At 65.9% G+C, this 12,368-nt stretch carries 10 protein-coding genes and 1 tRNA gene; 5 read left to right on the forward strand and 6 right to left on the reverse strand.

Features of this window, described 5'->3' with window-relative positions:
• The first annotated feature begins 14 nt into the window (after nt 1–14).
• The 3 genes from DUGA2_RS04460 to tssA are packed head-to-tail and all read left to right on the forward strand — an operon-like array spanning nt 15 to nt 6,070.
• Nucleotides 15–4,190: a type VI secretion system protein gene (locus DUGA2_RS04460; RefSeq protein ID WP_229214584.1), complete on the forward strand. Its 4,176-nt coding sequence runs from the start codon at nt 15–17 to the stop codon at nt 4,188–4,190.
• Between the two features lie 23 nt (nt 4,191–4,213).
• On the forward strand, nt 4,214–4,849 hold the full coding sequence (locus tag DUGA2_RS04465) for a formyltransferase family protein (protein WP_083296200.1): 636 nt from the start codon (nt 4,214–4,216) through the stop codon (nt 4,847–4,849).
• Between the two features lie 12 nt (nt 4,850–4,861).
• A complete protein-coding gene (tssA, locus tag DUGA2_RS04470; protein WP_070267458.1) occupies nt 4,862–6,070 on the forward strand; it encodes a type VI secretion system protein TssA in 1,209 nt (402 codons plus the stop codon).
• 15 nt (nt 6,071–6,085) lie between these two features.
• Here tssA and DUGA2_RS34765 read toward each other — a convergent pair whose 3' ends face one another.
• Both DUGA2_RS34765 and DUGA2_RS04475 read right to left on the reverse strand, forming a co-directional pair.
• On the reverse strand, nt 6,086–6,211 hold the full coding sequence (locus DUGA2_RS34765) for a hypothetical protein (protein ID WP_008445802.1): 126 nt from the start codon (nt 6,209–6,211) through the stop codon (nt 6,086–6,088).
• A gap of 126 nt (nt 6,212–6,337) precedes the next feature.
• Nucleotides 6,338–6,790 carry a hypothetical protein gene (locus tag DUGA2_RS04475; RefSeq protein WP_070267459.1) on the reverse strand — a complete coding sequence of 151 codons (453 nt, stop codon included), beginning with the start codon at nt 6,788–6,790 and terminating at the stop codon, nt 6,338–6,340.
• Nucleotides 6,791–6,962: 172 nt separating this feature from the next.
• Between DUGA2_RS04475 and DUGA2_RS04480 the strand changes: the two genes are divergently transcribed.
• On the forward strand, nt 6,963–7,373 hold the full coding sequence (locus tag DUGA2_RS04480) for a response regulator (RefSeq protein ID WP_168167757.1): 411 nt from the start codon (nt 6,963–6,965) through the stop codon (nt 7,371–7,373).
• A 69-nt stretch (nt 7,374–7,442) separates the two neighbouring features.
• Nucleotides 7,443–8,954, forward strand: a complete 1,512-nt coding sequence (locus tag DUGA2_RS04485) for a mechanosensitive ion channel family protein (RefSeq protein WP_070267460.1) — start codon at nt 7,443–7,445, stop codon at nt 8,952–8,954.
• A gap of 64 nt (nt 8,955–9,018) precedes the next feature.
• On the opposite strand, the gene DUGA2_RS04490 is transcribed toward DUGA2_RS04485, so the two are convergent.
• The 4 genes from DUGA2_RS04490 to DUGA2_RS04505 all read right to left on the reverse strand — a co-directional run bounded on the left by DUGA2_RS04490 (nt 9,019) and on the right by DUGA2_RS04505 (nt 12,181).
• Nucleotides 9,019–9,094, reverse strand: a tRNA-His gene (locus DUGA2_RS04490).
• 113 nt (nt 9,095–9,207) lie between these two features.
• Nucleotides 9,208–10,047, reverse strand: a complete 840-nt coding sequence (murI, locus tag DUGA2_RS04495) for a glutamate racemase (protein WP_070267461.1) — start codon at nt 10,045–10,047, stop codon at nt 9,208–9,210.
• Nucleotides 10,047–11,576 carry a fumarate hydratase gene (locus tag DUGA2_RS04500; RefSeq protein ID WP_070267463.1) on the reverse strand — a complete coding sequence of 510 codons (1,530 nt, stop codon included), beginning with the start codon at nt 11,574–11,576 and terminating at the stop codon, nt 10,047–10,049. Before DUGA2_RS04500 ends, murI begins: the two co-directional genes overlap by 1 nt.
• A gap of 14 nt (nt 11,577–11,590) precedes the next feature.
• Complete coding sequence (locus DUGA2_RS04505) at nt 11,591–12,181, reverse strand: TIGR00645 family protein (protein WP_070267464.1); 591 nt, start codon at nt 12,179–12,181, stop codon at nt 11,591–11,593.
• Nucleotides 12,182–12,368 lie beyond the last annotated feature (187 nt).

The raw sequence follows: 12,368 nt of genomic DNA on the forward strand, positions 1-12,368 counted from the left end.
GGGACGAGCGCATAGTGTTGAACTTCCTGTCAGATAACACGGCCATCGCCACCTTGCTGGTGTTGACGCTGCTCGTCATGCTGTTGTTCGCCATCGTCATCTGGGCGGCGATGAAGGGCGCGGAAAAAGCCGACCAGCCGGCCGAGCAGAAACCGCGCCTGATCAGCGCCGACTCGCTCAAGCAATCGTTCCGCGTGGCGGTGGAGCTGATCGAAAACAATATCGCCGCCCGCTCCGAGCGCTACAGCCTGGCGTGGACGCTGGTGCTCAACGAAGGCAGCGCCGGCCGCGAACTGCCGCTGCTGCAATCGGGCCTGCAAAGCGCGCTCAGCACCGACAGCGCGCTGACCGCCGGCGCCCAGGGCATCAGCTGGAACTTCTTCGACCACGGCGTGGCGGTGCAGCTGCAGTCCGACCTGCTGGGCTCGCCCGATCCCGAAGCCTCCGGCGCCAACGCCATGGCCAACAGCACCTGGGACGATTTCCTCGGCCTGTGCCGCAACTACCGCCCCGACCGGCCGTTCGACTCCATCGTGGTGGCGATCCCGGCCCGCGCCTTCCTCGACGCCGACGGCGCCGGCCAGCTGGACCTGGCCGCGCGCGCCAAGGCCATCCACCGCCGCCTGTGGCTGGCGCAGAACCGGCTGGCGCTGCGCTTCCCGATCTACCTGGCGATCAGCGATTGCGAAACCATCCCCGGCTTCGCCCGCTTCGCCGCCGCGCTGCCGGAGCCGCTGCGCCGCTCGATGCTGGGCTGGTCGTCGCCGCACGAGCTGGCCGCGCCGTTCCAGGCGCAATGGATGGACACGGCGATGAACGAGATAGTCCGCACGCTGTCCGACAGCTGCGCCGAGCTGTGCGCGCTGGAACCGTCGGACGCGGACAGCAGCGCCTACTTCCTGCTGCCCAACCAGGTCGAGCGCCTGCGCGCCGGGGTCAAGCTGTTCGCCGAGGAACTGATGCGGCCCAGCGCCTACCACGAGCCCTTCCTGCTGCGCGGCCTCTACCTGACCGGCGATTGCAGCGACGAGGCCGCCTTGCTGGGCGCCGGCCTGGCGGCGGCCGACGACGGCTTCATGCCGGTCGACCAGGCCGCCTCCACGCCGGCCGCCGCCCTGCCGGAACGGGCCGAACCGTCGCTGGCCGCCGACGGCGCCGCCCCGCTGTATGCGGCGGGGCAGGGCAGCGCCGTGCCGGCCTTCCTGCGCGACATCTTCGAACGCAAGATCTTTGCCGAGGCCGGGCTGGTGCGCTCGTCGTCGGTGCACCGCATGCGGCGGCCGGCGATGCACCGCGCGGCGCGCTGGGGCGCCGTGGCGATCCCGGCGGTGTGGGTGGTGGGGCTGCTGTTCGCCACGCTCCATCTGCACCGTCTCGGCAACGACGTGGTGCTGTATCTGACCAAACTAGACCATGACACCCGCGCCAGCCTGCAGGCCAGCAGCCACAATCTGGTCGATCCGGTGCAGAGCCGCCGGCGCGCGATCGAGGCGCTGCAAAACATCGAGCAGATGGGCAATGCCCGGCTCGGTTCCGTGTTCATGCCCGGCTCCTGGCCGTGGTTCGACGACCTGCACCAGCGGGTGCGGGGCCGCATGGAAAAAGGCTTTGCCGACAATGCCTTCGATCCGCTGCGGCGCTCGATGTACAGCCGCGTCAGCGAGCTGACCGGGGTGCCGGTCGATCCCGTTTCGGGCAGCCTGATCATCGGCGGCCGCTGCACGCTGCCGGCGCGCTGGACCGAGACGACCTCGGCGCCGAACACGGCGCTGAACATGGAAAACCTGCCGGAGTTTTCCGCGCTGCTGCAATACGTGGAAAGGATGGAGCAGCTGGACCAGGTGCAGCAGGCGATGATGCGGCTGAAGACGCCCGCCTCGGGCCCGCCGTCCGGCGAAGACCTGGCGCTGGTGGTGCGGATGCTGCTGGGCAGCGAACTGAGCGGCGACCCCACGCATACCGCGGCGCTGTTCCGGCGCGCGGCCAAGGACGTGACCTCGCTGACCGTCGAACCGTTGCAGACGGCGGCCGGTTGTGCGTTCCGGCTGGCGGTGCGGGCCACGGCCAAGCGCCTGTACATCAACAACGGCCTGCTCAAGGCCGAGCAGGCCATCGGCGAGGCGTCGGCCGCGCTGTACGAGGCCGATCCGAAGGCGGACGCCGCCACCAACATCGTCATCTGGCAGGCGCTGCGCGCCGCGCTGAAGACGCAGGAAGCCTATCTGACCAGCGGCAAGGGCGCGTGGATGCACCGCAGCACGCCGGACCTGGGCCCGGCCTGGGACAACCTGCTGCAGAAGGTCGAGAACGTCAGCATGCTGGGCAAGCCCGTCGCCGACGATGCGCGCAAGCAGATCGACGAGGGCTTCAGCCAGTTCATCTCGCTGTGGGATGCGACGCTGTCGGCCGACAGCCACTCGCAGGGCCTGAGTTCGGGCCTGGAGTGGTCGGAAGCGAATGGCGCCTGGGCCTTCGCGGCCGACCGCAAGGCGCTGACGGACGCGCTGAACGGCCTGCTGTCGCAACCGTTCATGAAGGTCAACCACCTGAGCCGCCTGCCCGAGGTGCCGGCCGGCTCGACCATCAGCTGGGACGGTCCGCGGCTGGAGCAGGTGCAGGCGCTGGCGGACGCGCGCAAGCGGGTGCAGACCGACTTCCTGCCCAAGTTCCCGAACATGCTGCAGGCGCCGGCCGCGCGCCTGGCCGACGGCGCGCTGGGCGAGACCGCGCGCGACCTGCTGTCGCAGGCCTACATCATCTCGGCGCGCGAAGTGCAGGCGCCGGCCACCGAGGCCGACCGCGCCAAGGCGCTGCGCATCCGCTCGTGGCTGCAGGACATCGGCGCGACCGGCGTGGCCGACAACCTCACCGCCGTGCTCGGCCGCGACGCGCTGACCCGCTTGCAGCTGCTGGACGAGACGCTGACCCGGGCCGAGGTGTTCGTGCCGCGCGACCGCGCCTTCCGTTCGTGGAACGGCGAGAAGGCGCCGCTGCTGGACGCCTTCGGCGCCGCCGACGCCGGCGCGCTGGCGGCCTATGTCTCGCAGCAGCAATCGTTCATCGAGGCCACCGGCAAGGATGCGGAGACGCTGCTGCTGCAACTGGGCGGGGCCGGCGCCGGCAATCCGCTGGTGACGCGCTGGCAAGCCACGGTGGCCGACCTGAACCGCTACAAGCTCAAGAGCCCGACCAGCAGCCTGACCGCGCTGGAGCAGTTCGTGCTGACCGGCGCGGCCGACCTCGACATCCACAACTGCCTGGACAAGCTGTCGGCCCGCGCCGCCCAGCGCCGCGCCACCGACGTGTTTTCCGAGCGCATGCAGGGTTTGCAGGCCGGGCTGTACTCGCGTTGCCGCGACCTGCTGCAGACCGGCTACCAGGACGCCTGGACCCGCTTCGCCGACGCCTTCAACGCCGGCCTGGCCAACCGCGCGCCGTTCCGCGCGCTGGCGCCGCCCGACGCCGGCGGCAATGCCAACGCCAAGGGCGCGCCGGGCGACCGCACGCCGGCCGACGTCGACGAAGTCGGCTCCGTGCTCAAGCTGTTCGACCGCGTGCATGTGCTGGCGCTGGCGTCCGACCGCGACCCGACGCGGCCGTCGCCGGCCAGCACGGTGCGCAAGGTGGACGACCAGATGCAGAAGGTGCGCGAGCTGCTGGCGCCGCTGTACCCGAGCGAGGAGGGGCAGGCCGCCGGCCTGGACGTGCTGGCGGAATTCCGCGCCAACAGCGCCGTCGAAAGCGAGGGCAACAAGATCATCGACTGGGCGCTGACCATCGGCACCCAGACCGTGCACCAGCGCGACGCCGCGCGCGCGCTGCGCTGGGAACCCGGCCTGCCGGTGGTGCTGACGCTGCGCGTGGCGCAGGACGGCCCGGTGATACCGCAGGCCGAGGCCGGCCATCCCGGCATGGCGGTCGACCAGCGCACCGTCAGCTACCGCTTCGACGATCCGTGGGCCTTGTTCAGCCTGGTGTCGGCCTACCGCGAGGCCGATGCGGCGCCGGCCTCCGGCGCCCGTTCGCAACTGTTGAAGTTCGAGTTTCCGATGGTCGCCGTCGGCGACGGCCGCGTCGCCACGCGCGACAGCCGCGCCCGGGTGTACGTGCGGCTGACCGTCAGCGCGGCCGGCAAGCGCACGCCGCTGGTGTGGCCGCCGGTGTTTCCTGTCAAGGCGCCGGCCTGGTAGGCCGGCTAGCACGAGGTTTCGTCATGTCATCCTTGCCCCCTCTCATGCGCGTTGCCGTGTTCGGCAGCTTCCATCGCGGCTTTCATGTGCTGAGCGAGTTGCTCAAGGGGCCGCTGGCGCAGCGCGTGCGCGTGGTCGGCGTGGCCACCGACGATGTCGGCTCGGACCATGTCAGCCGCGGGCGCCGGGTCTGGGGCTATCCGCACACCCCGGCCGAGGAAGTGATGGTGGAGCGGCTGGCGCTGTCGCACGGGCTGGCGCCGTACAAGGGCCGCGTCAAGACGGACGAGTTCTACCATCTGTACGAGCAGCAGTGGCGGCCGGACCTGTGCATCACCGCCACCTTCGGCCAGCGCTTCGACGCCCGCCTGTTCGAGCTGCCGGCCATGGGCTTCTACAACTTGCATCCGTGCATAGACGATGGCTGGCCTTCGCACTACGCCGGCCCCAATCCCTTCCAGGCGCTGCTGGACAACGGCTCCGACCACGTGGTGATCGCCATGCACCAGGTCGACGAGGGCTTCGATACCGGCCGGCTGCACGCGCTGTCGGAAAAGATCTATGTGCCGGCCGGCGCCACGGTGGTGGACTTGCACAAGCTGACCTCGCCGTTGGCGGCCAAGTTTTTTGCGCGCGAACTCGGCAAGATGCTACCTTAGGCGGAACGGCGCATGGCGACCATCAAAAGCAATTTGCGCAACCTGGTCGACAAAGCGCGCCTGCTGATTGCCGACGACCGACCACCCAGTTTTGCTACCCCGACCGCCCCTATGAACGCACCGAGCCTGCCGATACCGCTTTCCCTGATGAGCCTGGAGCACCAGGAGGAACTGGAGCTGTTGCTGGCGCCCTTGTCCGCGCAGCAGCCCTGCGGGCCGGCCTTGCGCTACGACCCGATCTTCACCGAGATCCGGCTGGCGCGCGAGGAAGACGATCCCAGCCTGCCGATGGGGCAATGGGAGCGGCCGCTGAAGAAGGCCGACTGGCCGCTGATCGAAAACCGCTGCAAGGCCATGCTGGCCAGCCGCTCCAAGGATTTGCAGATCGCCGTCTGGCTGCTGGAGGCATGGACGATGCAGCACGGCATCGACGGCCTGTACCGCGGCCTGAGCCTGGTGGACGGCTTGCTGCGGCAATTCTGGGAACCGCTGCATCCGGCGATACAGGACGGCGACGCCGACGCCCGCATCGCGCCGCTGGAATGGCTCAACGGATCGTTCGCGGCGACGGTGAGGGTGCAGATGCCGCTGCTGAAAATCCAGGGCCGCAAGCCGCCGGCGCAGAGCCTGTCCGACTGGGAGCGCATGACGGCGCGCGAGCTGGCCGGCCAGCCGGGCGAGCCGCACGCCGACGGCGAGGCGCCGCTGACCCGCATCGAAGTGATCGCCTACGCCCGGCAGCGCCTCGGGCGCGAGCTGGCCAACCGCCTGCAGGTGGTGCAGCGCTGCCTGAATTGCCTGGAAACCATGCTGGCCTTTGTCGACCTGCAACTGGGCGGGCAGGCACCGAATCTGTCTAAACTGAAGGGAACGCTGGTGGCGGTGGAGCGCGTGCTGCACCAGCTGGCGCCCGAGCCTAAGGAAGAAGAAATGACGACGCCCGAAGCGCCGCAAGACGGCGAGCAAGTGAGCGGCATGGCGGACGGGCTGCCGTTGCCGCCGGTGGCCCTGTCCGGCTGGAAGAACCGCGACGAAGCCTACGCGACGCTGGGCGCGATCGCCGATTATTTAAGCCTGGTGGAGCCGCACAGCCCGACGCCCTATCTGCTGCGCCGCGCCGTCAACTGGGGACGCATGCCGCTGCCCGAGCTGATGGCCGAGATTATCCGGGAGGAGGGCGACCTGAACCGCCTGGTCAATATGCTGGGGCTGCGCGAGTGAGGGGGAACGCAGCGCTCAGCGCAACTGGTATAGCGAGGTGGTTTGGTCTTGCAGCACGTTTTCCGAGCACAGCACATAGGTCGATGCGCCAGCCAGACTGAGCAGCAACGCGCCGAAGGCGATATGGAGATAGCGTGCCATGACAAACTCCTGGGTGATGTGGGACTTCCGATGCCCTCAGAATAGCCCAGGAGATGTCGGACGGGCATCAGCCGAACGTCCGACCATTTGTAGGACAACTGCCCGTCTCTATCTTTTTGCCAATATTTACTTGGTTTTCCAGACGATGATGGCGTCGGCCGGGGCGGTGTCGGTGGCGTTGGAGACTTCCAGCCAGTGTTGCAGGCTTTCCGGCTGCTTCAACTGGATGCCGGAACCGTCGATATAGCCGATCTGCTCGACCATTTTGGGGTCCATCTTGGCCTTGGAGACGGTCGGAGCGCCGGCCACCATGCGGTCGTAGGCTTTGCGGGCCTTGTTTTCCCACTTGTGCAGGCTGCTTTCGTCGAAGCGGTTGGCTTCGAAGTAGATGGTCAGCGAACCGTCCGGATTGCCGTAGCCGACGATGCCGGCGCCTTTGCGGATGGTGGTGGAGCTGTTCACGTCAAACAGCGCGGTCGGCACGAATACGGCGGCGCGGCCGTTGATGTCGGGACAACCGACCGGCGTGTCCTTGCTGTAGGTGCTGACTTCGTGCAGGGGTGTTCTCTCTTGGGACATGGCTGGGTATTCTTCGTGGGGTTGGACTGGCTGTGCATGCGGATGCAACGTCGATCATTGTAGCGTCAATCTAGTTCCATTAGGCAACAGCGGGCACAAAATTTTGTAACGGATGGCGGCGTGCGGAAACCGGAGGTATATTTGTCTGAAAGTATCTTCATCGGAGGGCGACATGGCATCGCAGCAGCGTTTGCGGGTGTTTATCATCGACGACAATGAAATGACGCGCGACTTGTTGCGGGTCATCATGCAGGGCGAACAATTCGACGTGGTGGGCGATGCCGGGACGGCCGAATCGGCCAAGCTGCGGCTGCGCTCGCAGAAGGCGGACATCGTTTGCCTGGACGTGGTGATGCCGGACGGCGACGGGCTGAGCCTGCTGGAATGGATAGGCCAGAAGCAGCCGCAGGCGGCCGTGCTGATGGTGACGGCCAGCACCGACCGCAGCACGGTGGAGCAATCGCTGCGCAACGGCGCCAAGGGCTATATCGTCAAGCCCTTCACGCCGGGGGCGGTGATGGATGCGCTGCACCACGTGGTCGCCAAAATGCGCGCCGCCCGCGCGACCGCCGGCCCGGCCTGATTATCACGTTGCGCATGGTTGGGGATCAGTTCACAATACATGCAAGGTAGCAACGGATAGGGAGCCAGGATGCTGACGATAGATGGCCCGTGGGTCAATCCCTGGCACGCCGGCCTGGTTGCCGCCGTCCTCTTCTGCAGCGTGATACAGCTGCTGCTGACCCGCTCCGATCCGGACAGCCAGCACATGTTCCGCCACAACCTGCTGTTCGGCGGCTTGTGCCTGCTGCTCAGCCTCTCCAGCAAGTTCATGCTCGACATGGACCAGCGCCAGGCCGCCGGCCTGCTCGAAAGCGCCTCGATGCTCGGCTTCGGCCTGCTGCTGATACGCATCCTCGGCCTGACCGCGTTCCGCGTGCTGTTGCCGGCCCTGCGCATGCACCCGCCGCGCATCATGGAAGACATCCTGCTGGTGATCACCTACGTCGTGTGGGGCCTGGTGTGGCTGCGCGTGGCCGGCCTGGACCTGAGCGGACTGGTGACGACGTCGGCGGTCATCACGGGCGTGGTGGCTTTTTCGATGCAGGAGACGCTGGGCAACATCCTGGGCGGGCTGGCGCTGCAGCTCGACAACTCGGTGCGCATCGGCGACTGGATCAAGATCGACGACGTGCGCGGCAAGGTGGTGGAAGTGCACTGGCGCCACACGGCGGTGAGCACCAACAACGGCGACCTGATCGTCATTCCCAACAGCGTGCTGATGAAATCGAAAGTGCATGTGTACAGCCGCGAGAGCAAGCCGGAGTTCCGGCGCTGGGTGAAATTCTGGATCGAGGACGGGGTGCCGCCGCAGCAAGTGATCGCCACCGTCCAGACGGCGCTGCGCCAGACCCATATCGAGCACATCTCGTCGGCGCGGCCGCCCGAATGCATCGTCACCGATTACCACGAAGGCTTGATACAGTACGCGGTGCGCTACTGGCTCACCAATCCGGCCCACGACGACGGCACCGATTCCGCCGTGCGCATCCATTTCTACAGCGCCTTGCAGCGGCAGAGCTTGTCGTTGGCCCATCCTTGCATGGACATCCGCCTCAACGCCGAGTCTGAGCGGCGTTCGAGCGCCAGGCTGTCGGCGGAAATGGACGTGCGCAAGAAAGCCCTGGCCAAGGTGGCGCTGTTTTCCAGCCTCACCGAAGAGGAACTGTCCAAGCTCGCCAGGGCGCTGCGCCACACGCCCTTCGTCAAGGGCGACACCATCACCCGCCAGGGCGCGGTGGCGCATTGGCTGTATCTGCTGGCCGGCGGTGAGGCCGATGTGTGGTTCGAAGCCGAGGGGCAGGAGCGCATCCATTGCGCCACGCTCAAGGCCGGCGACGTGTTCGGCGAGATCGGCCTGCTGACCGGAGCGCCGCGTCGCGCCACCGTCACCGCCAGGACCGATGCGCTGTGCTATCGGCTGGACAAGGAGAATTTCGAAAGCATCCTGCAAGAGCGTCCGGAGCTGGCCGACGAATTCGCCCATGTGCTCAGCGACCGCAACCAGGAGTTGAGCGCCATCCGCACCGACCATGCCGAGCCCGGGCAAGTACAGCAGGCCACCTATCTGGAGAGCATACGGCGGTTTTTCACGCTGCACTGAGGTGCGCGCTTATCGCGGGACGAAAAAAAAGCCGCATAAGCGGCTAGATTTCCGTGAAGAAGAGTGGGGTGGCTGATGGGGCTCGAACCCACGACAACAGGAATCACAATCCTGGACTCTACCAACTGAGCTACAGCCACCACTGATTTACTTCACTTTGTCTACCGTTTCGTAGACAGGTGCCGAATTATACAAGCCAGTTTTGAATCCTGCAAATCTAAATGCAAAGATTCTTCAAAAAATCCCAATTTGTTCAAACGACAACCTTTTCAACCTTAGGATGCAGGCCCAGCAGATTGGCGAAGGCCGGCGCCAGCGCGCCGACGTCGGCCGTCGTGTAGCCGCGCAGGGAGGCGGCCGGCTGGCCCGCCTCGGGCGCCGGATGCAGCAGGCCGGCTCCGTCCAGCAGCCGCCCCAGTTGCCGCGCCACGGCGTCGCCGGTATCGATCAGCGTCACATCCTGGCGGCCGTGCGCGCGCAGCACCCGCTCTATGCCCGTCTGGACGAAGGGATAGTGGGTGCAGCCCAGCACCAGCGTGTCCGCGCCCTGGTCCAGCAGCGGCGCCACGTATTGCTCCAGCAGGGCGGCGATGGCCGGCGTTTCCAGGTCGCCCAGCTCGATCTGGTCGACCAGGCCGATGCAGGGTTGCAGCAGGAACTCTGCCTGCGTGGCGGCGCTGATCTGCTCGCGCAGTTGCAGGAATTTGTCGCCCTTGAGCGTGCGCGCCGTCGCCAGCACGCCGACCTTGCCGCTGCGGGTGGCCGCCGCGGCCGGCTTCAGGCCGGGCTCGACGCCGACCACCGGCAGATCCGGATAGCGCGCCCGCACCGCCTTGATGGCGGCCACGGTCGCGGTATTGCAGGCCACCACCAGCGCCTTGATGCCGCGCTCCAGCAGGAAGGCGGCGACCAGCAGCGCGCGGTCCACCACATACTGCTCGGTCTTTTCGCCGTAGGGCGCATGGCCCGAATCGGCGAAGTAGATCAAGTCCTCGGCCGGCAGCTGCGCACGGATGTGGCGCAGCACCGACAGCCCGCCCACGCCGGAATCGTAGACGCCGATAGGGGCAGCGGGAGTGCGGGCGACTGTCATCAGGCGGTAAGGACCGGAACGTTCAGCTGTTCGATCTTGGCCTTCCATTCCTTCGGACCGGTTTCATGCACCGAAGTGCCGGCCGCATCGACCGCCACGGTGACAGGCATGTCGACCACGTCGAACTCGTAGATCGCTTCCATGCCCATGTCGGCAAAGCCCAGCACCTTGGCGCCCTTGATCGCCTTCGATACCAGGTAGGCCGAGCCGCCGACCGCCATCAGGTAGGCCGACTTGTGCTTCTGGATCGACTCGATGGCGACAGGGCCGCGCTCGGCCTTGCCGATCATCGCGATCAGGCCGGTTTTTTCCAGCATCATGTCGGTGAACTTGTCCATGCGGGTGGCGGTGGTCGGGCCGGCCGGGCCCACCACTTCATCGCGCACCGGATCGACCGGGCCGACGTAGTAGATCACGCGGTTCTTGAAGTCCACCGGCAGTTCTTCGCCCTTGGCCAGCATGTCCTGGATGCGCTTGTGCGCGGCGTCGCGGCCGGTCAGCATCTTGCCGTTCAGCAGCAGGGTCTGGCCCGGCTTCCACGAAGCGACTTCTTCCTTGGTCAGCGTGTTCAGGTCGACGCGCTTGGATTTTTCGGTGTCCGGCGCCCAGCTGACGTCAGGCCAGGTCGACAGCGGAGGCGGGGTCATGTAGGCAGGACCGGAACCGTCCAGCACGAAATGGCCGTGGCGGGTGGCGGCGCAGTTCGGGATCATCGCGACCGGCTTCGACGCGGCGTGGGTCGGGTAGGTCATGATTTTCACGTCCAGCACGGTGGTCAGGCCGCCCAGGCCTTGCGCGCCGATGCCCAGCGCATTGATGCGGTCGCACAGTTCGATACGCAGCTCTTCCAGCTTGTTCTGCGGGCCGCGCTGCTTGAGCTCGTACATGTCGATGTCTTCCATCAGCACTTCTTTCGCCATCAGCATCGCCTTCTCGGCGGTGCCGCCGATGCCGATGCCCAGCATGCCAGGCGGGCACCAGCCGGCGCCCATGGTCGGCACGGTTTTCAGCACCCAGTCGATCAGCGAATCGGAAGGATTCATCATGACCATCTTGGATTTGTTTTCCGAGCCGCCGCCTTTGGCTGCGACCTTGACGTCGACGGTGTTGCCTTCGACCAGTTCCATGTGGACCACGGCCGGCGTGTTGTCCTTGGTGTTCTTGCGGTCGAAGTGCGGGTCGGCCACGATGGACGCGCGCAGCTTGTTGTCGTCGTAGTTGTAGGCGCGGCGCACGCCTTCGTTGACGGCGTCGGTGACGGTGCCGCTGAACCCTTCAAAGCGCACGCCCATGCCGATCTTCAGGAAGACGTTGACGATGCCGGTGTCCTGGCAGATCGGGCGCTTGCCTTCCGCGCACATGCGCGAGTTGGTCAGGATCTGCGCGATCGCGTCCTTGGCGGCCGGGCTCTGCTCGTGCTCGTAGGCGCGCGCCAGGTGCTGGATGTAGTCGGCAGGGTGGTAGTAGCTGATGTACTGCAGCGCGGCGGCAACGGATTCAATCAGGTCTTCTTGCTTTATGATGGTCATGATGTTCTCGCGGGTTAGTGGGATTCGTTGTGGGTCAGCGTGGTGATGCGGTCGGTGTACGAGATCGCCAGCGCCGACAGCAGGAAGACCACGTGGATGCCGGTTTGGGCGATCAGCGTCTTAGCATCGTAGACGCTGGCGTTGATAAAGGTCTTCAGCAAATGGATGGACGAGATGCCGATGATGGCCATCGCCAGCTTGGTCTTCAGCACGGAGGCGTTCACGTGCGACAGCCATTCCGGCTGGTCCGGATGCTCGTCGAGATTCATGCGCGAGATAAAGGTCTCGTAGCCGCCGATGATGACCATCACCAGCAGGTTGGAAATCATGACCACGTCGATCAGGCCCAGCACGACCAGCATGATGGTGGTTTCGTTGAGTTTTTCCGGCAGCGGGGCGCCGGGGACGGCGACGGCCTGGAAGATGTGCTGCAGCGCGGCCTCGTTGCCGAGTACGGCGCCGATCAGGTCTTTCAACTCGACCCAGAAATGGAACACGTAGACGCACTGTGCCAGGATCAAGCCCAGGTACAGCGGCAACTGCAGCCATCGCGTCATGAAGATAAAGGCGGGCAGCGGTCGCAGCTTCGGTTGTGGCTTGGTCATTACGGCGGAACTCCTAAAAGTGGTGCATGCTATCGGGACTGCCGACATTTTACACGTGCTGCCCAGCAATCGCAGCGACTGGCTACTACGTATGGTTGATGAAATATTGGTAAAATTACATAGAGCGCTACATCCTCCGCCGGGGACTATCAATCTGTAAGGGCTCAGTAAGCGACGAAGTTTATGT

Source organism: Duganella sp. HH101 (assembly GCF_001758795.1).
GTDB lineage: Bacteria > Pseudomonadota > Gammaproteobacteria > Burkholderiales > Burkholderiaceae_D > Rugamonas > Rugamonas rivuli.